Below are 24,768 nucleotides of genomic sequence, written 5' to 3'. Positions count from 1 at the left end.
CTTGAGTGATGAAGCGTAAAAACGGAGAGAAACCATGTTTGAACCAATGGAATTAACCAACGACGCGGTGATTAAAGTCATCGGCGTCGGTGGCGGCGGCGGCAACGCTGTCGAGCATATGGTGCGCGAACGCATCGAAGGTGTTGAATTCTTTGCAGTTAACACCGATGCTCAGGCACTGCGAAAGACAGCTGTAGGCCAGACTATTCAGATCGGTGGTGGAATCACTAAAGGTCTGGGCGCTGGGGCTAACCCAGAAGTCGGTCGTAACGCGGCTGAAGAAGACCGTGAAGCACTGCGTGCTGCACTTGATGGCGCCGATATGGTGTTTATCGCAGCGGGCATGGGCGGTGGTACCGGTACGGGTGCTGCACCGGTCGTTGCTGAAGTGGCAAAAGATCTGGGTATCCTGACCGTTGCTGTCGTGACGAAGCCTTTCAACTTTGAAGGCAAGAAGCGTATGGCATTCGCGGAGCAGGGTATCACTGAGCTGTCCAAACACGTGGACTCTCTGATTACCATCCCGAACGACAAACTGCTGAAAGTGCTGGGTCGCGGTATCTCCCTGCTGGACGCTTTTGGCGCAGCAAACGACGTGCTGAAAGGCGCGGTTCAGGGTATCGCTGAGCTGATTACTCGTCCGGGTCTGATGAACGTCGACTTCGCCGACGTCCGCACCGTGATGTCCGAAATGGGCTATGCGATGATGGGCTCTGGCGTGGCAAGCGGTGAAGACCGTGCGGAAGAAGCGGCTGAAATGGCGATCTCTTCTCCACTGTTGGAAGACATCGATCTGTCCGGTGCGCGCGGCGTTCTGGTCAACATTACCGCTGGCTTCGATCTGCGTCTGGATGAGTTCGAAACCGTGGGTAACACCATTCGTGCGTTCGCGTCTGATAACGCCACCGTGGTTATCGGTACTTCCCTTGATCCGGAAATGAACGATGAGCTGCGTGTGACCGTTGTTGCCACCGGTATCGGTATGGACAAACGTCCAGAGATCACCCTGGTCACCAACAAACAGACCCAGCAACCGGTAATGGATCGCTACCAGCAGCACGGCATGGCGCCGCTGACGCAGGAGCAAAAACCGGCTGCGAAAGTGGTGAACGACAATACGCCACAAACCGCGAAAGAACCGGATTATCTGGATATCCCAGCGTTCCTGCGTAAGCAAGCTGACTAAGAATTGGCTGGAATTTGGGGATTTTCGCTCTTTGTGCTAAACTGGCCACCCGTTAGTGATATACACTCTCGGTTGGATAAGTAATTTGGCGAGATTATACGATGATCAAACAAAGGACACTTAAACGTATCGTTCAGGCGACTGGCGTCGGTTTACATACCGGCAAAAAAGTCACACTGACGCTGCGCCCTGCGCCGGCCAATACCGGGGTCATCTATCGTCGCACCGACTTGAATCCACCGGTAGATTTTCCGGCCGATGCCAAATCTGTGCGTGATACTATGCTCTGTACTTGCCTGGTGAACGAGCATGACGTGCGGATTTCTACCGTAGAGCACCTGAACGCCGCCCTGGCGGGTCTGGGTATCGACAACATCGTTATTGAAGTCGATGCGCCAGAAATCCCAATCATGGATGGCAGTGCTGCTCCGTTCGTTTATCTGCTGCTTGATGCGGGCATTGATGAACTGAACTGCGCGAAGAAATTTGTACGCATTAAAGAGACTGTTCGCGTGCAAGATGGCGACAAGTGGGCTGAATTCAAACCGTTTAATGGTTTCTCGTTGGACTTTACCATCGACTTTAACCATCCGGCGATTGACGGCAGCAACCAGCGCTATGCGATGAACTTCTCTGCTGATGCGTTTATGCGTCAGATTAGCCGTGCACGTACTTTCGGTTTCATGCGTGATATCGAATATCTGCAGTCCCGTGGCCTGTGCCTGGGCGGCAGCTTCGATTGTGCCATCGTTGTTGACGATTATCGCGTACTGAACGAAGACGGCCTGCGTTTTGAAGATGAATTCGTTCGTCACAAAATGCTGGACGCAATCGGCGACCTCTTCATGTGTGGTCACAACATCATTGGTGCATTTACCGCGTTTAAATCCGGCCATGCACTGAACAACAAATTGTTGCAGGCAGTCCTCGCAAAACAGGAAGCCTGGGAATTTGTGACCTTCGAAGATGAAGCTGAACTGCCACTGGCATTCAAAGCGCCGAGCACGGTTCTGGCGTAACGGTTAATTCCGTATCGTAAAATCGACTGGTTGACCTGGTACTCTCTCCGGCCAGGAAGACCAGTCGTTTTTGTTTTTGCACGTCTGATTTTCTTCCCCGCATGATTATTGCCCGCTAAGCACAGAATGTGCGCGCGTTCGCTGCATTCTTGACCGTTTTTACCCGTGGCAATCTGTCATTCCTGCTGATGTATTATCGCTTTAGTGATAATATCTGTGCGCTAAATAATATCTGAACGCATGCCTGAACGGGCCTGCACACGATGGTGGATTAGGTGAGCGGAATACTAACGCGCTGGCGACAATTTGGCAGACGTTACTTCTGGCCGCATCTCTTATTAGGGATGGTTGCGGCGAGCCTCGGCTTGCCTGTACTCAGCCATACCGCAGAAGCGGCAACGCCTGCGAACACAACCACCGCCAAACACGATCTCTCCACGCGGGTTAATTTCACTCATCTCGCGCTGCTGGAAGCCAGTCGCCGTCCGAACTTTACGGTCGATTACTGGCATCAACATGCTATTCGCACCGTCATCCGTCATCTTTCGTTTGCTATGGCGCCACAAGCCGTGCCTGCTGCGGAAGAGTCGCTGCCGGTTCAGGCGCAACATCTTGCGCTGTTGGATACGCTCAATGCGCTGCTGACGCAGGAGAGCAAACCGCCGGTCATCGTTCGTCAGATGGCTCAGACCGCCTTTATCCCACACGCCGCCTTTTCGGTGTCCGCCTGGATTAGCCAGGTGCAGGGCATCCGCGCCGGGCCACAACGCCTCAGCTAAATTAACTTTTTTTCAATACCTTAATTTATCTGCCCATGATGGGGCGTGTGAGAATTTATTATGCTAATCAAATTATTAACCAAAGTTTTCGGTAGCCGTAACGATCGTACCCTGCGCCGTATGCGCAAAGCGGTCACCGTCATTAATGGTATGGAACCGGAGATGGAAAAACTCTCCGATGACGAACTGAAAGCGAAAACGGGCGAGTTCCGTGAGCGTCTGGAAAAAGGCGCAACCCTGGAAAGCCTGATCCCGGAAGCTTTCGCCGTGGTTCGCGAAGCGAGTAAACGCGTGTTTGGCATGCGTCACTTCGACGTACAGCTGCTCGGCGGTATGGTTCTGAACGAACGCTGCATCGCAGAAATGCGTACCGGTGAAGGTAAAACCCTGACCGCAACGCTGCCTGCCTACCTGAACGCATTGACCGGTAAAGGCGTTCACGTCGTGACCGTCAACGACTACCTGGCACAGCGTGACGCCGAAAATAACCGTCCACTGTTCGAATTCCTCGGTATGTCCGTGGGTATCAACATGTCCGGCCTGCCCGCTCCGGCGAAGCGTGAAGCGTACGGCGCAGACATCACCTACGGCACCAACAACGAATACGGTTTTGACTACCTGCGCGACAACATGGCGTTTAGCCCGGATGAGCGCGTACAGCGTAAACTGCACTACGCGCTGGTGGATGAGGTCGACTCAATCCTCATCGATGAAGCCCGTACTCCGCTGATCATCTCCGGCCCGGCTGAAGACAGCTCCGAGATGTACCGTAAAGTCGACAAAATCATCCCGCACCTGATTCGTCAGGAGAAAGAAGATTCCGATACCTTCCAGGGCGAAGGCCACTTCTCTGTGGATGAAAAAGCGCGTCAGGTGAACCTGACCGAACGCGGTCTGGTCCAGATTGAAGAGCTGCTGGTTGAGCAGGGTATTATGGAAGAGGGCGAGTCACTTTACTCCCCAACCAACATCATGCTGATGCACCACGTTACTGCGGCATTGCGCGCTCACGTCCTGTTCACCCGCGATGTGGATTACATCGTGAAAGACGGCGAAGTGATCATCGTTGATGAACACACTGGCCGTACGATGCAGGGCCGTCGCTGGTCTGATGGTCTGCACCAGGCTGTGGAAGCGAAAGAAGGCGTCGATATTCAGAATGAAAACCAGACGCTGGCTTCTATCACTTTCCAGAACTACTTCCGTTTGTATGAAAAACTGGCGGGCATGACCGGTACCGCGGATACCGAAGCGTTCGAATTTAGCTCTATCTACAAACTGGATACCGTTGTCGTTCCAACGAACCGCCCAATGATCCGTAAAGATATGCCTGATCTGGTCTACATGACCGAAGCGGAAAAAATTCAGGCGATCATCGAAGATATCCGCGAGCGTACCGCTGCAGGTCAGCCGGTGCTGGTGGGTACTATCTCTATCGAAAAATCCGAAGTGGTCTCTCACGAGCTGGATAAAGCGGGCATTAAGCACAACGTGCTGAACGCCAAATTCCACGCCAAAGAGGCCGATATCGTTGCGCAGGCGGGTTATCCGGCTGCGGTTACCATCGCTACAAACATGGCGGGTCGTGGTACCGATATTATGCTGGGCGGTAGCTGGCAGGCCGAAGTGGCCGAGCTGGAAAACCCAACGCCAGAACAAATTGCGCAGATCAAAGCTGACTGGCAGGTGCGTCACGATGCGGTGCTGGCCTCCGGTGGTTTGCACATTATCGGTACTGAGCGTCACGAATCTCGTCGTATCGATAACCAGCTGCGTGGCCGTGCGGGTCGTCAGGGTGATGCCGGTTCTTCCCGCTTCTACCTGTCAATGGAAGATGCCCTGATGCGTATCTTCGCCTCTGACCGTGTGTCTGGCATGATGCGTAAACTGGGGATGAAACCGGGCGAAGCGATTGAGCACCCTTGGGTGACCAAAGCGATTGCCAACGCACAGCGTAAAGTGGAGAGCCGCAACTTCGATATTCGTAAGCAGCTGCTTGAGTATGATGATGTTGCCAACGATCAGCGTCGTGCTATCTACACCCAGCGTAACGAACTGCTGGATGTGTCCGACGTGAGCGAAACCATCAACAGCATTCGCGAAGATGTCTTTAAAGTGACTATCGATGCGCACATTCCACCGCAGTCTCTGGAAGAGATGTGGGATGTTGAAGGCCTGCAGGAACGTCTGAAAAACGACTTCGATCTCGAACTGCCGATCAAAGAGTGGCTGGACAAAGAGCCAGAGCTGCACGAAGAGACGCTGCGCGAACGTATTCTGGAAACTGCGGTTGCCGTTTACAAGCAGAAGGAAGAAGTGGTTGGCACCGAGATGATGCGTCACTTCGAGAAAGGCGTCATGTTGCAGACCCTGGACTCTCTGTGGAAAGAGCATCTGGCAGCGATGGATTACCTGCGTCAGGGTATTCACCTGCGCGGCTATGCGCAGAAAGATCCTAAGCAGGAGTACAAACGTGAATCCTTCGCCATGTTCGCCTCTATGCTGGAGTCACTGAAATACGAAGTGATCAGTACCCTGAGCAAAGTTCAGGTACGTATGCCAGAAGAAGTGGAAGCGATGGAGCAACAGCGTCGTGAAGAGGCTGAGCGTCTGGCACAGATGCAGCAGCTGAGTCACCAGACTGACGAAGATGAAGCGGCAGCGGCGATTGCATCCCAGACGGGCGATCGCAAAGTGGGCCGTAACGATCCGTGCCCATGTGGTTCCGGTAAAAAATACAAAGCGTGTCATGGCCGTCTGAGCTAAACACGTATCACCAGTTGAAAAGGCGCAGACATCTGCGCCTTTTTTATGGAAGTCACAATATGAAAGTACTGCAAATCGCTGTCGGGATTATTCGCAACCCGCAAAACCAGATCTTCATTACTCAACGCGCCGCTGATGCCCATATGGCGAATAAATGGGAGTTTCCTGGCGGTAAAATCGAATCAGGAGAAACGCCGGAACAGGCGCTGATTCGGGAACTTCAGGAAGAGGTGGGGATCACCCCGAGTGGCCCGACGTTGTTCGATAAGCTCGAATACCAGTTCCCGGATCGCCACATTACGCTGTGGTTCTGGGTGGTGGAAAGCTGGGAGGGGGAACCCTGGGGCAAAGAGGGACAGCCTGGCAACTGGGTTGAATTAGAAGCGCTGGACGCCGATAAATTCCCGCCAGCCAATGCGCCTGTCATTGCAAAACTGATTGAGGAATGGAAGGCCTGCTGAGTAGATTGTCAGCAGGCGCTGCGGAGAACGGGTTATTGCTGTTCTTCGCTCCAGTCGTCGCTGTCGGACAGATCGCCCGCGCTCGGGATGCGTTTCTCTTCCGCAGCCCATTCACCCAGATCGATTAACTGGCAGCGTTTGCAGCAGAACGGGCGAAACGGGCTGATTTCGCCCCAAATCACGGCTTTCCCACATGTCGGGCAACTGACGGTAATAATTTCAGACATCAATACTCCTTAGCAACAAGCCAGTTCGAAATCGAGACGTTCTGGCACGGTGCCATTTTCACTGTCCAGCGGCATAAAGCGAATCGCAAAGCGGCTTTTATGCCCGGAAATCTGCGGATAAAGCTGCTCGCCGAGCGCAATGTTCAGACGCAGCAAATCGGCATCGTCACCGTTGTCCTGGTAAAAACCGTTAAGGCTGGTCTGCTTGCGAAACGGCGATGAGTGGCGCACGAGATCGAGGATCAGCGTCAACGCCTGATTCATCGGCTCCAGGCTTTCCATCCAGCTCGTCACCTGCGCATCGCGTTGTTGTTGCTGCATATGCAGCCACATGTGCAACGTTGGCAGGTCGAAACTGCAACACCCACCCGGAATGCTCAGACGCTGGCGCACCAGGGCAATCAGGCGGTCTTCGCGCAGAAACTGCCCCACGCGAGGCGCAGCCATCAGAATGCTACTGCTTTGTTTCAGCTGAAGACGCAGGGAGTCAATGCGGCTCTGATCGACACCGGGGACTTCAGTCCAGGCCTGCAGTTTACGCTGCTGGCGCTCAAGTTCTTTCAGTAATTCGGTACGAACGTCACCGCGCTCAATGACATCCAGCAGATCGCCGACATTGCGAAAAAAATGCAGCGCCGTAGCGTGACCGGCGATAGGACGATGGTGCGACATCTGCTGAATGAGAAATTCTATGCGCAACCAGGTGCGCATTTTTTCATTGAGTGGGTGCTCAAAAAGGATGTGCGTATTCATTATGGTTTTTCCTGTGCTACGGCCTGCGCCGCGTAGATCAGATACTGGGCGTGCAGGCGGGCAACATCCGATTCAATTGTGTCGGGTGCCCCATCATTATCAATAACATCATCTGCGACGGCAAGGCGCGCTTCACGCGTTGCCTGCGCAGCAAGAATTTGCTCAGCGTGCTGACGTGAGACATTATCGCGCAGCATCGTTCGCTGAAGTTGTGTCTCAGGCGATACATCGACGACCAGAACACGATCGGCTTTGTGCTGCAGCTGATTTTCAACAAGCAAAGGAACAACCCATAGCACATAAGGTGATGTGGACGCAGCGATCTGGCGCTGAGTTTCCTGGTGAATCATGGGGTGCAGGAGGGCATTGAGCCAGGTTTTCTCAGCGGGCTGCGCAAAGATACGTTCACGCAGCAGGCGTCTGTTCAATGTGCCATCGGCATTGATGATGTGATGTCCGAAATGCCCGGCAATCGCATTGAGGCCGGGTGTATGAGGCTCTACCACCTGACGGGCAATAATATCCGCATCGATAATCGCGATACCCCGACGTGAAAAAGCATCGGCCACGGTGCTTTTGCCACTGCCAATACCGCCCGTTAACGCTACGACGTACCCCATTAAATCAGATCCTGGGAATTATTCATTTTTAAAATCAGCTGCTTAGAAATTGAACTTACAGTAGCGAATGGTTAATTCTGTTTACCTGCTTTTGACCAGGTAAATTTATAGGATTGTAGCGTAAAAAAAGAGAAATTCGCAGTCTTGCGGAGCACGTATTAGTGCGTATGATAACGTCACTGGAGTTGTGCTTTTAACATATTTGCCTCTAACCCCAGGAATCCGCACATGCGTATCGAAGAAGATCTGAAGTTAGGTTTCAAAGACGTTCTCATCCGCCCTAAACGCTCTACGCTGAAAAGCCGCTCGGACGTTGAACTCGAACGTCAATTCACCTTTAAGCATTCCGGTCAGACCTGGTCTGGCGTGCCTGTTATTGCCGCTAATATGGATACCGTCGGTACCTTTGCTATGGCTACCGCGCTGGCGACTTTCGATATTCTGACTGCGGTGCATAAGCATTACAGCATTGAAGAGTGGAGCGCTTTTGCCGCTTCAGCGTCTGATGATGTGAAGAAACACATCATGGTATCTACCGGTACCTCCGATGCGGATTTCGAAAAAACCAAACAAATCCTGATCGCAAATCCCGAGTTTAATTTTGTCTGCATCGACGTTGCGAATGGCTATTCCGAGCATTTTGTTCAGTTCGTCAGCAAAGCGCGTGCAGCCTGGCCGACCAAAACCATCATTGCGGGTAACGTTGTGACTGGCGAGATGTGCGAAGAGCTGATTCTGTCTGGTGCAGATATCGTGAAAGTCGGTATCGGTCCAGGCTCTGTTTGCACCACGCGTGTTAAAACAGGTGTTGGCTATCCACAGCTGTCCGCTGTGATTGAGTGTGCCGATGCGGCCCACGGTCTGGGCGGTCAGATCATCAGCGACGGTGGCTGCACCACCCCTGGCGATGTGGCGAAAGCCTTTGGCGGCGGCGCTGATTTCGTGATGCTGGGCGGTATGCTGGCAGGGCACGAAGAGAGCGGTGGCGCTGTGGTTGAAGAAAACGGCGAGAAATTCATGCTGTTCTACGGTATGAGCTCTGAATCGGCCATGAACCGCCACGTTGGCGGCGTTGCACAGTACCGTGCAGCAGAAGGTAAAACCGTGAAACTGGCTCTGCGCGGCCCGGTCGAAAATACCGCTCGCGACGTTCTGGGTGGGCTGCGTTCTGCATGCACGTATGTCGGCGCATCACGCCTGAAAGAGCTGACCAAACGCACTACCTTTATCCGCGTTCAGGAACAAGAAAACCGCGTTTTCAATAGCCTGTAATCGCTTTGTCGCTGGTGCGCACCTGCGTGCCAGCGCTATCCCGCACTCATGGCGTCCCCCAGATGGAAAATGGGCAGATACATCGCCACCACCAACGTTCCGATTATCACTCCCGTCACAATCAATAGCAGCGGTTCTAACAGCGACGCCAGATTATCCGCGTGCTGAAACGTCTGCTCGTTATGATGACGCGCCAGATTGGTCAGCATCATATCCAGGGCTCCAGAGACCTCACCCGTTCGCACCAGCTGGATGCATAATGGGGTGAAAATTCCTGCGCCACTCAACGACGACCAGATAGGTGCCCCCTGCACCACACGCTCCCTGACATCCCGCAGCACCTCTTGCCAGAACACCCCCTCGACCGACTCCTGGGCGCTTTCCAGTCCTTGTAAAAAAGCGATGCCTGCCTGCTGTGTCAGCGATAACACGGTAAATATTTGGCTCAGCTTTTGCCCACGAATCAGCGAGCCCATAATGGGCACACGCAACCCAAATCTCTGATGAAAACGCTGCCAGCCTTCATGCCGCCTTAGGAAACGCATGACGAGCACCGGGCACAGCCCGAGGCATATCAGCGCGGTGAGATGCTGACCAACAAAGTCAGCAAACCCGATAACCAGCTTTGTGAGCAGCGGTAAGGGCGTATTAAACGTCTTATAGATAGCAGCAAACTCGGGCAATACCAGCGTGACCATTGCCATCACCACGACAACGGCGAGGGCCAAAATGATCGTGGGGTATCGCAGGGCCTTTTTTACTTTCGCACTAAGTTGCTGCTGTGAATGCTGTTGCTGTGCTAACTCGCGACAGCACTCTTCCAGTTTTCCGGTGAGTTCACCGGTTTTCATCATCGAAACATAGAGCGGAGAAAACACCTCCGGCCATTTCTTTAAGGCGTCGGAGAATGCACAGCCCGCGCTGAGATCGTCTGCCAGACTGGCCAGTAGCGCCTGCCACTGCTTAACGGGATGCTGCTCGGCCAACATTTGCAGGCTCCAGGCGAGCGTCAGTCCAGCCTGAAGCAGGGCAGCAAGCTGTCGGAATATCTGATAACAGTGCTGTGTCTGCCATTTTTGCTGCAGAAGATTGCGCTTCAAGGCCAGCGGACAGAGCGCCTTTTGCGACAGTTGACCCCAGGCCGACTCGCGATCGGCAGCCCAAAGTGTGCCCTGTTGCAGCTCCCCCTCAACCGTGAGCGCGCGCCAGCGCCAGAGATATTTAGCAGCCATCAGGCATCCCCAGTACGCGAAGTAGCTCTTCGAGCGTGGTGTGCCCACGCTCTACGGCCAGGCACCCGTGTTCAAATAGCGTGGTCATACCCGTTCGTCGGGCTGTTTTTTCGATCTCTTCAATTGATGCACCACTGGCGATAGCCTGGCGAATATCATTGTTCACTGGCAGCACTTCAAACAGAGCGACGCGGCCATAAAATCCGTGATAGCAACGGTCACATCCCACCGGCTGCCAGTACGGTAGCTTGCGTGGCCAGACTGTTTTGGGTAGTCTCGCCTCCTGGTAGCTCTCTTTTCGACAATGGGGGCAGAGGCGGCGTACCAGCCTTTGTGCAATGACCAGCGTCAGAGCAGAAGAGACCATCCAGCGGGCAACCCCCATCTGCTGAAGACGGATCAGGGTCTCTGTCGTGGAATTTGTGTGCAGCGTGGAGAGCACTAAATGGCCCGTCTGCGCGGCTTTGATGGCGATTTCTGCCGTTTCACCGTCGCGGATCTCACCCACCATGATGATGTCCGGATCCTGGCGCAATAGTGCTCGCAACACAGTTTGAAACGTCAGGCCCGCACGCGGGTTGATTTGCGTCTGGTTCAGCCCGGCCAGGGGGATCTCAATCGGATCTTCAACGCTGCAAATATTCACATCCTCCGCGTTTCGGGCCTGAAGAGCGCTATAGAGCGTGACAGTTTTCCCGCTGCCGGTCGGACCGGTGACCAACAGTAACCCCTGCGGCTGGTTGAGCGCCTCGGCAAAAAGCCTGCGCTGGGCGTCTGTCATACCTAATGCGTCAAGCTCCAGAGCCTGCTGCACCTGATGCAGCAAGCGTAGCACGATTTTTTCACCACCCCGGCAGGGGAGGGTCGCGATGCGAAAAGAGACCGAGGCGCCCGCCAGTTCAACGGTAAACTGCCCATCCTGCGGCAGGCGGCGCTCGGCGATATCCAGATCGCCCAGCACCTTTAAACGGGCAATCAGGGTGGTTGCCAGCGCAGCCGCCAGCGGAGGCTGTGGATAAAGCACGCCATCAATACGTAAGCGGATTTGCCAGGCCTCTTCGGCAGGCTCAATGTGAATATCCGAGGCGCGCTGACTGAGCGCCTGCAGCAGCGTGCGGTTAAGAATATCGACAGCAGAACTGGCAATGGGAGTCACAACCGGCAAGTTTGACGGCGATGACGACTGCTGGTACTTCTCCATCCGCTCTTTGGTCCAGCATTCAATATCGATTCGCTTTTGCGTCGCGAAGCGCAGGGCTTCCATCATTTGGGATGCCGGCGTGTCCACCACGGCAATGCTAACCATCTCGTCGTTGCTAGTTAGTAGTAGCGCACGATGTCGCTGACAAAGCAGTCTCAGTTGTTCTGAATTCATGTTCCGCCCCCTGTTATTTGCTGTCGAAGCGGAAAACGTCTTCACACGCTTGTTGAAGGGTGCTGTCGTTTGCAATGTTGCAATCACGCGTCCAGCCGGTAATGCCGTCGCCATCGCTCCAGAGTGGGGCTAAAACCACTTCAAGTCCGTTCAGACTCTCCTGGCCCGTGAGTGCCACTGCGCCTTTGGCAATGCTCATGGCAGAGACATAGCGGGTTGTCGTGGGCGAGGGAATACCGTTGGTTCCGCCATCGCAGGTCTCGACACCGCCATGATCGAGCGCGCAAAGCTCAATCGCCGTGCGGTAGGGGACAAAGGTTTGCAGCATGTCGGTCAGTGCGGCTTTGCGCAGATAGTTTTGGTACGCCGGCACGCCGATGGCGCTCAGAATAGCGATGATGCCAATCACCACCATCAGTTCAATGAGGGTAAATCCATGTTGTCTGTTCATATCTGCTCCTTGAGTTTCGTGGCGCAACTGTGGCAGCGGCAAAAAGCAAACACGAGGAGCAAAAAGAGAATTGTGAAAGGGGATTCAGAGAAATTTGACGCGGTTGCAGGAGAGCATCAGAGTTTTGCGAGAAGGGTCGTAATCACGGAATTTTCTTCCCCCTCACTGGCATGAGAGGGGGAAGCGTCGCGTATTATTTGAAACGCATCGAGAGGTCAAGGGCCTGCACATGCTTGGTGAGCGCACCGACGGAGATGAAATCCACGCCGGTTTCAGCGAACTCACGCAGGGTTTCATGCGTCACGTTGCCCGACACTTCAAGCTGCGCCTGGCCGTTGGTGCGTTTGACCGCTTCACGCATCTGTTCCGTCTCAAAGTTATCGAGCATGATGATATCGGCTCCGGCTTTCAGCGCGGCATCCAGCTCTTCGAGGTTTTCGACTTCAACCTCGACAGGTACATCCGGGTGCAGCCAGAACGCTTTTTCGACCGCCTGGCGCACAGAGCCAGACGCAATAATGTGGTTCTCTTTAATCAGGAAGGCATCGGATAACCCCAAACGATGGTTCGCTCCACCACCGCACAGCACCGCGTATTTCAGTGCCGTACGCAGGCCGGGCAGCGTTTTACGGGTATCCAACAGTTGGGTTTTGGTGCCTTCCAGCAGGTCGACGTAGCGACGAACGGCGCTCGCGACGCCGGATAATGTCTGGACGAAGTTCAGTGCGGTACGCTCCCCCGTTAACAGCACGCGGGAAGGGCCGTCGAGTTCAAAAAGGGGCTGATTGGCGCTAATGCTGTCGCCATCCTGAACATGCCAGGTTATCTGAACGTCATCGCCGGCGAGCTGGGTAAAGACCTCCTCAACCCAGCGTTTGCCGCAGAACACGCCGTCTTCGCGGGTGATGATCACCGCGTGGGAGCGCGTCTCTTTTGGCAATAATTGTGCGGTAATATCGTTGTCCGCATTGACCTCACCGCCCAGATCTTCGCGCAGCGCATGGGCGACGCTTGCCGGGATATCGAGGTTAATACGTTCCAGAAGCGCGTCACGTCGGTGGTCGGGGTTATAACGGCGAGGCGGCATGATAAAACTCCAAATTGGTAACGAATCATAAGATTGAAACATGCTACTCTGAACCGAGAATCTGCACCATATATAAGGAGAGCCAGCATGCAGTTACAAGATGGATGGCTGGTTGATGCGCGGCACGTACCGTCGCCGCACCACGATTGCCGCCCGGAGGATGAAACGCCCTCACTGCTGGTAGTCCACAATATTAGCCTGCCGCCGGGTGAATTTGGTGGTCCGTGGATCGATGCATTATTCACCGGAACAATCGATCCCGATGCCCATCCTTTTTTTGCTGAGATTGCGCGCCTGCGCGTTTCTGCTCATTGTCTGATTCGCCGCGACGGTGAAATCGTCCAGTATGTTCCTTTCGATAAACGCGCATGGCATGCAGGTGTGTCGGTGTACCAGGGGCGTGAACGCTGCAACGATTTTTCGATTGGTATTGAGCTGGAAGGGACGGACACAACGCCTTACACGGATGCGCAGTATCGGGCGCTGGTGGCGGTGACGCGTGAACTCACCGCGTTGTACCCAAGAATTGCTGATAACATCACCGGGCATAGCGATATTGCGCCAGTGAGAAAAACCGATCCTGGCCCGGCGTTTGACTGGTCCCGGTTTCGCGCCATGCTTACCGCTTCGTCAGATAAGGAGATGACATGACGTTGTTTACCATGCTGCTGGTGATGATCGCTGAACGGTTGTTCAAACTGGGCGAACACTGGCATTTGGATCACCGGATGGAAGTGCTGTTCCGCCGGATTAAACATTTCTCGATGCTGCGCACCCTGCTGATGACCGCAGTGGTAATGTGCGTGGTGTATCTGCTGCTGCGTGCGCTGCACGGCCTCTTTTTCAACGTGCCGCTGCTGGTGGTGTGGATCCTGCTCGGCGTGCTGTGCATCGGTGCCGGAAAGGTGCGGTTGCACTATCACGCCTATCTGAAAGCCGCATCGCGAGACGACAGCCACGCACGTGGCGCGATGGCAAGCGAATTGACGCTCATCCACGGTGTGCCGCCGGACTGCAACGAGCGCGATTACCTGCGCGAGCTGCAAAATGCGCTGCTGTGGATTAACTTCCGCTATTATCTCGCGCCGCTGTTCTGGTTTGTGGTCGGTGGCCCGTGGGGACCGGTATTCCTGATGGGATATGCGTTCCTGCGCGCCTGGCAAACCTGGCTTGCCCGCTATTTGACGCCGCATGAGCGTCTGCTGTCAGGAATCGATGCGATTTTACATGTACTGGACTGGCTGCCGGTTCGCCTGGTCGGCGTGGTATATGCGCTTATTGGTCACGGTGAGAAGGCGCTTCCGGCCTGGTTTGCGTCACTGGCCGATCGACACACCTCTCAGTATCAGGTGCTGACGCGTCTGGCGCAATTCTCCCTGGCGCGTGAACCGCACACGGACAAAGTCGAAACCCCGAAAGCGGCGGTGTCGATGGCGAAGAAAACCTCATTTGTGATTGTGGTGCTGGTGGCGCTTCTGACGATTTACGGTACGCTGGTGTAAGCCAGCGCACCGCACGTCTCACTCAGTATCCGCAGGCGGGATGCCAAACTCTGGCATCCCGTTTTCGTTCCAGTGGACAAGCTTCAGACGGGTGTGACGGTTCGGATCGTACAGCGGATCGCCCTCGATTTCGGTGTAGTTGCGCGCGTGATACACCAGCACGTCCTCACCGTCCGGCGTTTGCGTAAAGCTGTTATGCCCAGGCCCGTACTGACGATTTTCATAGCTTGTGGTAAACACCGGGCGCGGCGCTTTATGCCAGTTGGCGGGGTTACGCAGGTCAGCGCTTTTATCAATCCACAGCAGCCCCATGCAGTAATTCTCATCCGTCGCGCTGGCAGAGTAGCTAATAAAAAGCCTGTCTCCGTGCTCCAGCACCGCCGGGCCTTCGTTGACCCAGAATCCGCGGCACTCCCAGTCATACTCGGGTTTGCTGAGCAGGACGGGCTCACCCGTCAGAGTCCACGGGTTTTCCATCTCGCAGAGATAGAGATTGGAGTTCCCTGAGATATCCGGCGCTTTTTGCGCCCACAGATACCAGCGTTTGCCCTGATGAACAAAGGTCGTGGCATCGAGGGCAAAGGTATCGAACGGCGTCGCGATCTGCCCTTTTTCAACCCATTTCCCGTTCAGTGGATCGCTATCGGCACATTCCAGCGCGTACATCCGGTGCTGGAACATATTGAGCTGATCGAGCGCTTTCGTGTGCGCGGCGGCAAAGTAGATGTACCATTTGCCGTCGATGTGATGCAGCTCCGGTGCCCAGATAAGCTCGCTCATCGGGCCGCTCTCCGGCTTACGCCAGACCACCACTTCGGGTGCGTGGCGTAACGCTTCCAGCGAGTCGGCGCGGCGAATCGCCAGCCTGTCGTACTCTGGCACGGAAGCGATAAAGTAGTATTGCCCCTCGTGATGCAAAATAAACGGGTCGGCACGTTGTTCGATAAAGGGATTGGGCCAGTGACGCATTGGGCTTTCCTTATTTGGTTTCAGCGGCTTTGAGTTCCTGGTAATCATTCAGCTCGCGATAGTTTATGCGGCGTTTCTCCAGATCTTCCTGAATCTGCTTCATCAGTTCACGATCGACTTTCAGCAGACGAACCACACCCGCGGTGATCAGATAACCGACGCCCGGAATCAGGGTGAACAGCAGGACGATCCCGTTGATGGCATCGGCGCTTTGCGCTTTGGCACCCGCGTCGTAACCGTACCAGGAGAGCAGGAATCCGACCATCGCACCAGCAATCGCCAGCCCCAGCTTGAGGAAGAAAATGTTGCCGGAGAAGCTGATCCCGGTGATGCGTTTACCGGTTTTCCACTCGCCGTAGTCGTCCACGTCGGCCATCAGCGACCAGTGCAGCGGGGAAGGGATCTGATGCAACACGTTGAGCAGGAAGTAGAGCACCACGATGGTAGTGGTGGCTTTCGGATCGAAGAAATAGAACGCGCTGGAGAAAATGGCCAGGGCGATGTTGGTCCAGAAGAAGACTTTCAGCTTACACCAGCGGTCTGTCAGGGGTTTGGCGAGGATGCTACCGAGCATCATGCCCACCACGCCGAGACTGATAAACAGCGTGGCGAAATGAGTGCTTTGCCCCATTACCCAGGTGACGTAGTACATGGTCGCTGCCATGCGAATAAAGCCAGGGCAGACGTTACAGATAGTCAGCAGCAGAATGCGCACCCACTGATCGTTCTTCCACACATCCTTGAGATCGTTTTTCAGTTCGTCATTCGTCTGCACCGCCGGGCGAATACGTTCCCGTACGGTTGAGAAACTAAACAGGAACATGCAGGTGCCAATCAGCGCCAGCACGGTCATCGCCATTTGATAGCCTTTGGCTTTGTTGTCACCGCCAAAATACTCCACCATCGGCAGCAGGGTTAAGGAGAGCAGCAGCGTCGCAATCCCTACCATGACAAAGCGATACGACTGGCAGGCCACGCGTTCTTTCGGGTCGTTAGTGATCACCCCGCCCAGCGAGCAGTAAGGGATATTGATCGCGGTGTAGGTGAGTGACAGCAGGAAATAGGTGACAAACGCATAGATAACTTTGCTGTTGTACGTCCACTCTGGGGTGGTAAACATCAGAATACTGAACAGGGCATACGGGAAGGCAATCCACAATAGCCATGGACGAAATCGCCCATATTTACTGCGGGTACGGTCGGCAATGGCTCCCATGATAGGGTCAGTGATGGCGTCAATCACCCTCACTGACAGCAATAGCACCCCTACCAGAGCGGGGGCGAGCCCAAAGATATCCGTATAAAAGTAGTTAACAAACAACATAATGGCGCCGAAGATGATGTTACATCCCGCGTCGCCCATGCCATAGCCGATCTTTTCTTTTACAGACAGTTTATTGTTATCCATCGACAGCTCTCCGGGTTTCGGTATGGAGAGAATTATTCGCTGGCAAATGAATATTTGCGTTGCAGTATCAGGGCGGTGATATGGATGATTTGGCTGTTGGTGAGAATTTGTGAGGCAGGTAACACGCTCTGTGCCGCATTCGGCACAGAGCGAGAAGAGATTAATGCGCTTTTACGGTTTTGGCATTTTTCTGTTTAAACAGATAGCCCACGCCGAGGATCACAATCCAGACAGGAATGAGATACACGGAGATCGCCATGCCTGGGGTCATCAGCATAATCACCAGCACCGCCGCCATAAAGATCAGGCACACCCAGTTGCCCAGCGGATAGAACAGGGCAGGGAAGCGCGTTTTCACGCCTTGCTGCTGTTTCGCGCGGCGGAACTTGATGTGCGCCAGGCTAATCATCGCCCAGTTGATTACGAGTGCGGACACGACCAGCGCCATCAGCAGACCGAATGCGGATTCCGGTGCCAGATAGTTAATTAGCACGCACAGGGCGGTCACCACTGCGGACACCATAATGGAGTTCACCGGCACGCCGCGTTTATCGACGTTCAGCAGGGCTTTCGGAGCGTTACCCTGCTGTGCCAGGCCGAACAGCATACGGCTGTTGCAGTAGACGCAGCTGTTATAGACGGACAGCGCCGCGGTCAGCACCACGATGTTCAGCGCGTTTGCCACGAAGGTATCGCCCAGTTCATGGAAGATCAGGACGAACGGGCTGGTGTCAGCGGTGACGCGCGTCCACGGCAGCAGGGAGAGCAGAACCGCCAGTGAACCCACATAGAAGATCAGAATACGGTAGATAACCTGGTTGGTGGCTTTCGGGATGCTCTGCTCAGGGTTATCGGCTTCTGCGGCGGTAATCCCCACCAGCTCAAGCCCACCAAACGAGAACATAATGATCGCCATCATCATCACCAGCCCGGTCATGCCATGAGGCAAGAACCCGCCTTGCTCCCACAGGTTGCGCACGGTCGCCTGCGGGCCACCGTTGCCGCTGAACAGCAGCCAGCCGCCGAAGATGATCATCGCCACAACCGCGATCACTTTGATAATCGCGAACCAGAACTCCATCTCACCAAACACTTTGACGTTAGTCAGGTTGATGGCGTTGATGATCACAAAGAAAGCCGCTGCCGATACCCAGGTTGGGATCTCCGGATACCAGAACTGGATGTATTTCCCGACGGCAGTCAGCTCAGCCATGGCAACCAGAACGTACAGGACCCAGTAGTTCCAGCCCGACGCGAAACCGGCAAAGCCGCCCCAGTACTTATAGGCAAAGTGGCTGAAGGAGCCGGCTACCGGCTCTTCAACCACCATTTCACCGAGCTGGCGCATAATAAGGAAGGCGATAAAGCCCGCGATGGCATAGCCCAGAATAATCCCCGGACCTGCCGACTGAATGACGGATGCGCTGCCCAGAAACAGGCCGGTACCGATAGCGCCACCCAACGCGATGAGCTGTATATGGCGGTTTTTAAGGCCGCGCTTTAGCTGATCGCCATGCTGTTGAGCTTCCATTTGAAACCTCGTGTGTGGTTGTTATGTTCACGCTCGGGCGTGTGTAATTATGAAAGTCCATTTTCTGTATTTATTTCTTTACGGTGAAGTTGACCGAAAAAAGCGGAGATGGCTTCCGTTGACGCAAGAATAGTGGTAAGCGACAGCGAATGCACCTGCTTTATGAAGGGATGTCGATCGCTTGAATAAAAAGAGAGCATTTGTAAATGCCTGCGCGTCGCTCCTTCACCCCATCTATAGAATAAAAATGCTCCATAAGTGGGCGAATTTTCATTATTTACCTTGTTGAATCGCTTCAGATTGCAAATTCCCTCGTTTCAATAAGGTTAAAACTACCTTTTTAGTGGTAACCAGTTCATTTGTGCAAAGTTACATTTCTGAAACGTTATTTCTGTAAGGTTGTTAAAATGTGCAGGGTTTACTGATTTCAATCAAAACCAATATGGACAGAAGGTGAATACTTTGTTACTTTAGCGATACGAACATGAAATTGGTAAGACCAATTTACTCCGGGCAAAAAGGCGTAAGACAGGGAATATGGCCTACAGCAAAATTCGCCAACCAAAACTATCGGATGTGATAGAGCAGCAGCTGGAGTTTTTAATCCTCGAAGGGACTCTGCGCCCCGGTGAAAAACTCCCGCCTGAACGCGAGCTGGCAAAACAGTTCGACGTTTCCCGTCCCTCTCTGCGTGAGGCGATTCAACGTCTCGAAGCGAAGGGCTTGCTGCTTCGTCGTCAGGGCGGTGGAACGTTTGTGCAAAATAGCCTGTGGCAGAGCTTCAGCGATCCGCTGGTCGAGCTTTTGTCTGACCACCCAGAATCCCAGTTTGACCTGCTTGAAACCCGTCACGCGCTTGAAGGTATCGCTGCTTATTACGCGGCCCTGCGCAGCAATGATGAAGATCGCGTGCGTATTCGCGAACTGCATCAGGCCATTGAACGGGCACAGCAGTCAGGCGATCTCGACGCCGAGTCCAATGCCGTCGTCCAGTATCAAATTGCCGTCACCGAAGCTGCGCACAATGTCGTGCTTCTCCACCTGCTTCGCTGTATGGAGCCGATGCTGGCCCAGAATGTTCGACAAAATTTTGAATTGTTGTACGCCCGCCGGGAGATGCTCCCGCTGGTCAGCAATCATCGCACCCGTGTATTCGAGGCGATAATGGCCGGGGAACCGGAGCAGGCGCGTGAAGCGTCGCACCGTCACCTGGCTTTCATTGAGGAAATCTTGCTGGACCGCAGCCGTGAACAGAGTCGTAGAGAACGTTCACTCCGCCGCATACAGCAACGAAAGGATTAAGCGCCAGAGTTTTTTTAGAGCGCGGCAACTAAACGCAGAACCTGTCTTATTGTGTTCTTTGCTGAGAGCACAATGGGACAGGTTCCAGACAAATCAACGTATTAGATAGATAAGGAATACCCCCATGTCAGAACGTCTCCAAAATGACGTGGATCCGATCGAAACTCGCGACTGGCTACAGGCGATCGAATCGGTCATCCGTGAAGAAGGTGTTGAGCGCGCTCAGTATCTGATTGATCAGCTGCTTTCAGAAGCCCGTAAAGGTGGCGTGAAAGTAGCTTCAGGTGCAGGGGCTAGCAACTACGTAAACACGATTGCCGTCGAAGACGAACCGGAATACCCGGGCAATCTGGATCTGGAACGTCGTATCCGTTCTGCAATTCGCTGGAACGCGATCATGACCGTTCTGCGCGCATCCAAGAAAGACCTGGAGCTGGGCGGCCACATGGCTTCCTTCCAGTCTTCTGCGACCGTTTATGAAGTGTGCTTTAACCACTTCTTCCGCGCACGCACCGAGAAAGACGGCGGCGACCTGGTTTACTTCCAGGGCCACATCTCTCCGGGCGTTTACGCACGTGCGTTCCTGGAAGGTCGTCTGACTGAAGAGCAGATGAACAACTTCCGTCAGGAAGTTCACGGTAAAGGTCTGTCTTCTTACCCGCACCCTAAACTGATGCCTGAGTTCTGGCAGTTCCCGACCGTTTCTATGGGTCTGGGTCCAATCGGTGCGATTTACCAGGCTAAATTCCTGAAATATCTGGAACACCGTGGCCTGAAAGATACCTCTCAGCAGACCGTTTACGCCTTCCTGGGCGACGGCGAGATGGATGAGCCAGAATCTAAAGGTGCGATCACCATCGCTACCCGTGAGAAACTGGACAACCTGTGCTTCATCATCAACTGTAACCTGCAGCGTCTGGATGGTCCGGTAACCGGTAACGGCAAGATCATCAACGAACTGGAAGGCATCTTCAGCGGTGCTGGCTGGAACGTCGTTAAAGTGATGTGGGGCGGTCGTTGGGATGAGCTGCTGCGTAAAGATACCAGCGGTAAACTGATTCAGCTGATGAACGAAACCGTTGACGGCGACTATCAGACCTTCAAATCCAAAAACGGTGCCTACGTTCGTGAGCACTTCTTCGGTAAATACCCTGAAACCGCAGCGCTGGTTGCAGACTGGTCTGACGATCAGATCTGGGCTCTGAACCGTGGCGGCCACGATCCGAAGAAAGTCTACGCAGCACTGAAAAACGCGCAAGAAACCAAAGGCAAAGCAACAGTTATCCTGGCTCATACCATCAAAGGTTATGGCATGGGTGACACCGCCGAAGGTAAAAACATTGCGCACCAGGTGAAGAAAATGAACATGGACGGCGTGCGTTATATCCGCGACCGCTTCAACGTTCCTGTCACCGACGAGCAGGTTGAAAACCTCTCTTACATCACCTTCCCGGAAGGTTCTGAAGAACACACCTACCTGCACGCACAGCGTCAGAAACTGAACGGCTACCTGCCGTCCCGTCAGGTGAACTTCACTGAGAAACTGGAACTGCCGGTTCTGGAAGACTTCTCCCAGCTGCTGGAAGAGCAGAACAAAGAGATCTCTACCACTATCGCATTCGTTCGTGCCCTGAACGTGATGCTGAAGAACAAGTCGATCAAAGATCGCCTGGTTCCAATCATCGCCGATGAAGCGCGTACCTTCGGTATGGAAGGTCTGTTCCGTCAGATCGGTATTTACAGCCCGAACGGCCAGCAGTACACCCCGCAGGACCGTGAGCAGGTTGCATACTACAAAGAAGACGAGAAAGGCCAGATTCTGCAGGAAGGGATCAACGAGCTGGGCGCAGGCGCATCCTGGCTGGCTGCTGCGACCTCTTACAGCACCAACAACCTGCCGATGATTCCGTTCTACATCTACTACTCCATGTTCGGTTTCCAGCGTATCGGTGACCTGTGCTGGCAGGCTGGCGACCAACAGGCTCGCGGCTTCCTGGTCGGTGGTACTTCCGGTCGTACGACTCTGAACGGTGAAGGTTTGCAGCACGAAGATGGTCACAGCCACATTCAGTCTCTGACTATTCCGAACTGTATCTCTTATGACCCGTCTTACGCGTACGAAGTGGCAGTCATCATGCATGACGGTCTGGTGCGTATGTACGGTGAAGCGCAAGAGAACATTTACTACTACATCACCACTCTGAACGAAAACTACCACATGCCGGCTATGCCAGCAGGTGCCGAGGAAGGTATCCGTAAAGGTATCTACAAACTCGAAACCATCGCGGGTAGCAAAGGTAAAGTTCAGCTGCTGGGCTCCGGTTCTATCCTGCGTCACGTACGTGAAGCAGCGCAGATCCTGGCGAACGACTACGGCGTTGGCTCTGACGTGTACAGCGTAACATCCTTCACTGAACTGGCACGTGATGGCCAGGACTGTGAGCGCTGGAACATGCTGCACCCAATGGAAACGCCACGCGTACCGTACATCGCTCAGGTGATGAACGACGCTCCGGCAGTCGCATCTACTGACTATATGAAACTGTTCGCCGAGCAGGTTCGTACTTATGTACCGGCTGATGATTACCGCGTACTGGGTACCGACGGCTTCGGTCGCTCTGACAGCCGCGAAAACCTGCGTCACCACTTCGAAGTTGACTCTTCTTACGTGGTCGTTGCAGCGCTGGGCGAACTGGCTAAACGTGGCGAAATCGATAAGAAAGTGGTTGCGGAAGCAATCACCAAATTCAACATCGATGCAGATAAAGTTAACCCGCGTCTGGCGTAAGAGGTAAAAGAATAATGGCTATCGAAATCAATGTACCGGACATCGGGGCTGATGAAGTTGAAATCACCGAGATCCTGGTCAAAGTAGGCGACAAAGTTGAAGCTGAACAGTCGCTGATCACCGTAGAAGGCGATAAAGCCTCTATGGAAGTCCCGTCTCCTCAGGCTGGCATCGTTAAAGAGATCAAAGTCTCTGTTGGCGATAAAACCGAGACTGGCAAACTGATCATGATTTTCGATTCCGCCGACGGTGCAGCAGCTGCTGCACCTGCGCAGGAAGAGAAGAAAGAAGCAGCGGCTCCGGCGGCTGCACCAGCGGCTGCGGCTGCAAAAGACGTTAACGTGCCTGACATCGGCGGTGACGAAGTTGAAGTGACTGAGATCATGGTGAAAGTAGGCGACACCGTTGCTGCTGAACAATCCCTGATCACCGTAGAAGGCGACAAAGCCTCTATGGAAGTCCCGGCTCCGTTCGCGGGCGTGGTGAAAGAGATCAAAATCAACACCGGCGACAAAGTGTCTACCGGCTCCCTGATTATGGTCTTCGAAGTGGCGGGCGCTGCACCGGCTGCGGCTCCAGCACAGGCGGCTGCTCCGGCGGCTGCTGCTGCACCAGCAGCGTCTGGCGCGAAAGACGTTAACGTTCCGGATATCGGCGGTGACGAAGTTGAAGTGACTGAAGTGATGGTGAAAGTGGGCGACAAAGTTGCCGCTGAGCAGTCACTGATCACCGTAGAGGGCGACAAAGCCTCTATGGAAGTCCCGGCTCCGTTCGCAGGTACCGTTAAAGAAATCAAAATCAGCACCGGCGACAAAGTGTCTACCGGCTCTCTGATCATGGTCTTCGAAGTGGAAGGCGCTGCGCCTGCTGCGGCTCCGGCTGCTGCGCCAGCACCTGCAGCTGCCGCTCCGGCGCCTGCTGCGAAAGCCGCTGCACCGGCCGCGAAAGCAGAAGGCAAATCTGAGTTTGCTGAGAACGACGCGTACGTTCACGCGACTCCGCTGATTCGTCGCCTGGCGCGCGAATTCGGCGTGAATCTGGCGAAAGTGAAAGGGACGGGCCGTAAAGGTCGTATCCTGCGCGAAGACGTTCAGACTTACGTGAAAGATGCTGTGAAACGCGCTGAAGCAGCACCAGCTGCTGCCGGTGGCGGTATTCCGGGCATGCTGCCATGGCCGAAAGTGGACTTCAGCAAGTTTGGCGAAATCGAAGAAGTGGAACTGGGCCGTATCCAGAAAATCTCTGGTGCTAACCTGAGCCGTAACTGGGTGATGATCCCGCACGTTACTCACTTCGACAAAACCGATATCACCGATCTGGAAGCGTTCCGTAAACAGCAGAACGCCGAAGCCGAGAAACGTAAACTGGACGTGAAATTCACCCCAGTGGTCTTCATCATGAAAGCTGTTGCGGCAGCTCTTGAGCAGATGCCACGTTTCAACAGCTCCCTGTCTGAAGATGCACAGCGTCTGACGCTGAAGAAATACATCAACATCGGTGTTGCGGTAGATACGCCAAATGGTCTGGTTGTTCCGGTCTTCAAAGACGTGAACAAGAAGAGCATCACTGAGCTGTCCCGTGAACTGACGGTGATCTCCAAGAAAGCGCGTGATGGTAAGCTGACTGCCGGCGAAATGCAGGGCGGTTGCTTCACTATCTCCAGCATCGGCGGCCTGGGTACTACCCACTTCGCGCCGATTGTTAACGCGCCGGAAGTGGCGATCCTCGGTGTGTCCAAGTCCGCGATGGAACCGGTGTGGAATGGTAAAGAGTTTGTGCCGCGTCTGATGATGCCAATCTCTCTCTCCTTCGACCACCGCGTGATCGACGGTGCTGATGGTGCGCGCTTCATTACCATCATCAATAACACCCTGAGCGATATTCGCCGCCTGGTGATGTAATCGCAAAAGCCGGCCAGTCGGCCGGCTTTTTGTCTTGTAATCTCATGAAAATTGTGAGGTTATTGGTAAAGACAAGAATTCATGAGCCGTTTGTTGTTTCAAAATTGTTAACAATTTTGTAAAATACGGGCGGATAGAA

General features: G+C 54.1%; 21 protein-coding genes. 11 read left to right on the top strand and 10 right to left on the bottom strand.

The window, feature by feature from the left end; all coding sequences use genetic code 11:
- The first annotated feature begins 34 nt into the window (after positions 1–34).
- From ftsZ to mutT, 5 genes are all read left to right on the top strand, one after another.
- The gene (gene ftsZ, locus F153LOC_RS10255; RefSeq protein ID WP_006173842.1) at positions 35–1,186 is read left to right on the top strand and encodes a cell division protein FtsZ; all 1,152 of its coding nucleotides are present in this window, start codon (positions 35–37) and stop codon (positions 1,184–1,186) included.
- 101 nt (positions 1,187–1,287) lie between these two features.
- The gene (gene lpxC, locus F153LOC_RS10250) at positions 1,288–2,205 is read left to right on the top strand and encodes a UDP-3-O-acyl-N-acetylglucosamine deacetylase (protein ID WP_100777619.1); all 918 of its coding nucleotides are present in this window, start codon (positions 1,288–1,290) and stop codon (positions 2,203–2,205) included.
- Between the two features lie 275 nt (positions 2,206–2,480).
- A complete protein-coding gene (gene secM / locus F153LOC_RS10245; RefSeq protein WP_100777618.1) occupies positions 2,481–2,984 on the top strand; it encodes a secA translation cis-regulator SecM in 504 nt (167 codons plus the stop codon).
- Positions 2,985–3,044: 60 nt separating this feature from the next.
- The gene (gene secA, locus F153LOC_RS10240) at positions 3,045–5,750 is read left to right on the top strand and encodes a preprotein translocase subunit SecA (protein ID WP_102104599.1); all 2,706 of its coding nucleotides are present in this window, start codon (positions 3,045–3,047) and stop codon (positions 5,748–5,750) included.
- 59 nt (positions 5,751–5,809) lie between these two features.
- The gene (gene mutT / locus F153LOC_RS10235) at positions 5,810–6,211 is read left to right on the top strand and encodes an 8-oxo-dGTP diphosphatase MutT (protein WP_102104600.1); all 402 of its coding nucleotides are present in this window, start codon (positions 5,810–5,812) and stop codon (positions 6,209–6,211) included.
- Between the two features lie 32 nt (positions 6,212–6,243).
- Here the strand turns inward: mutT and yacG are convergent, their stop codons facing one another.
- The 3 genes from yacG to coaE are packed head-to-tail and all read right to left on the bottom strand — an operon-like array spanning position 6,244 to position 7,811.
- On the bottom strand, positions 6,244–6,438 hold the full coding sequence (gene yacG / locus F153LOC_RS10230; RefSeq protein WP_100777615.1) for a DNA gyrase inhibitor YacG: 195 nt from the start codon (positions 6,436–6,438) through the stop codon (positions 6,244–6,246).
- 9 nt (positions 6,439–6,447) lie between these two features.
- Entirely contained in the window at positions 6,448–7,191 is a 744-nt protein-coding gene (zapD, locus tag F153LOC_RS10225; RefSeq protein ID WP_102104601.1) for a cell division protein ZapD, read from the bottom strand.
- Positions 7,191–7,811 carry a dephospho-CoA kinase gene (gene coaE / locus F153LOC_RS10220; protein ID WP_102104602.1) on the bottom strand — a complete coding sequence of 207 codons (621 nt, stop codon included), beginning with the start codon at positions 7,809–7,811 and terminating at the stop codon, positions 7,191–7,193. Before coaE ends, zapD begins: the two co-directional genes overlap by 1 nt.
- Before the next feature lie 228 nt (positions 7,812–8,039).
- Here coaE and F153LOC_RS10215 point away from each other — a divergent pair, with 228 nt between their 5' ends.
- Entirely contained in the window at positions 8,040–9,083 is a 1,044-nt protein-coding gene (locus F153LOC_RS10215; protein ID WP_102104603.1) for a GMP reductase, read from the top strand.
- A gap of 35 nt (positions 9,084–9,118) precedes the next feature.
- Here the strand turns inward: F153LOC_RS10215 and hofC are convergent, their stop codons facing one another.
- From hofC to nadC, 4 genes are all read right to left on the bottom strand, one after another.
- Positions 9,119–10,315, bottom strand: a complete 1,197-nt coding sequence (hofC, locus tag F153LOC_RS10210) for a protein transport protein HofC (RefSeq protein ID WP_102104604.1) — start codon at positions 10,313–10,315, stop codon at positions 9,119–9,121.
- Positions 10,305–11,690, bottom strand: coding sequence for a type II secretion system protein GspE (gene gspE, locus F153LOC_RS10205; protein ID WP_102104605.1), 1,386 nt, complete (start codon positions 11,688–11,690; stop codon positions 10,305–10,307). Before gspE ends, hofC begins: the two co-directional genes overlap by 11 nt.
- Before the next feature lie 13 nt (positions 11,691–11,703).
- On the bottom strand, positions 11,704–12,141 hold the full coding sequence (gene ppdD / locus F153LOC_RS10200) for a prepilin peptidase-dependent pilin (RefSeq protein WP_102104606.1): 438 nt from the start codon (positions 12,139–12,141) through the stop codon (positions 11,704–11,706).
- A gap of 193 nt (positions 12,142–12,334) precedes the next feature.
- Positions 12,335–13,228, bottom strand: a complete 894-nt coding sequence (gene nadC, locus F153LOC_RS10195; protein ID WP_100777608.1) for a carboxylating nicotinate-nucleotide diphosphorylase — start codon at positions 13,226–13,228, stop codon at positions 12,335–12,337.
- A gap of 87 nt (positions 13,229–13,315) precedes the next feature.
- On the opposite strand from nadC, the gene ampD reads away from it, so the two are divergent.
- Entirely contained in the window at positions 13,316–13,879 is a 564-nt protein-coding gene (gene ampD / locus F153LOC_RS10190; RefSeq protein WP_102104607.1) for a 1,6-anhydro-N-acetylmuramyl-L-alanine amidase AmpD, read from the top strand.
- Complete coding sequence (ampE, locus tag F153LOC_RS10185) at positions 13,876–14,730, top strand: beta-lactamase regulator AmpE (RefSeq protein ID WP_100777606.1); 855 nt, start codon at positions 13,876–13,878, stop codon at positions 14,728–14,730. Before ampD ends, ampE begins: the two co-directional genes overlap by 4 nt.
- 18 nt (positions 14,731–14,748) lie before the next feature.
- Here the strand turns inward: ampE and F153LOC_RS10180 are convergent, their stop codons facing one another.
- From F153LOC_RS10180 to aroP, 3 genes are all read right to left on the bottom strand, one after another.
- Entirely contained in the window at positions 14,749–15,699 is a 951-nt protein-coding gene (locus F153LOC_RS10180) for a family 43 glycosylhydrolase (protein ID WP_102104608.1), read from the bottom strand.
- Positions 15,700–15,709: 10 nt separating this feature from the next.
- Positions 15,710–17,107: a glycoside-pentoside-hexuronide (GPH):cation symporter gene (locus F153LOC_RS10175; RefSeq protein WP_100777604.1), complete on the bottom strand. Its 1,398-nt coding sequence runs from the start codon at positions 17,105–17,107 to the stop codon at positions 15,710–15,712.
- Positions 17,108–17,267: 160 nt separating this feature from the next.
- Positions 17,268–18,638 (bottom strand): aromatic amino acid transporter AroP, encoded by a 1,371-nt coding sequence (gene aroP, locus F153LOC_RS10170; protein WP_102104609.1) that lies wholly within the window; start codon positions 18,636–18,638, stop codon positions 17,268–17,270.
- A gap of 537 nt (positions 18,639–19,175) precedes the next feature.
- Here aroP and pdhR point away from each other — a divergent pair.
- The 3 genes from pdhR (at position 19,176) to aceF (ending at position 24,629) form a co-directional block, all read left to right on the top strand.
- A complete protein-coding gene (gene pdhR, locus F153LOC_RS10165; RefSeq protein ID WP_100777602.1) occupies positions 19,176–19,940 on the top strand; it encodes a pyruvate dehydrogenase complex transcriptional repressor PdhR in 765 nt (254 codons plus the stop codon).
- 124 nt (positions 19,941–20,064) lie between these two features.
- Entirely contained in the window at positions 20,065–22,728 is a 2,664-nt protein-coding gene (gene aceE / locus F153LOC_RS10160; RefSeq protein WP_100777601.1) for a pyruvate dehydrogenase (acetyl-transferring), homodimeric type, read from the top strand.
- A 14-nt stretch (positions 22,729–22,742) separates the two neighbouring features.
- Positions 22,743–24,629 (top strand): pyruvate dehydrogenase complex dihydrolipoyllysine-residue acetyltransferase, encoded by a 1,887-nt coding sequence (gene aceF / locus F153LOC_RS10155; RefSeq protein ID WP_102104610.1) that lies wholly within the window; start codon positions 22,743–22,745, stop codon positions 24,627–24,629.
- The last annotated feature ends 139 nt before the right edge of the window (positions 24,630–24,768 follow it).

This window comes from Lelliottia sp. F153, from assembly GCF_002870005.1.
In the GTDB taxonomy this organism is placed as follows: Bacteria; Pseudomonadota; Gammaproteobacteria; order Enterobacterales; family Enterobacteriaceae; genus Enterobacter; species Enterobacter nimipressuralis.
This window is presented reverse-complemented; position numbering and strand designations above follow the sequence as displayed.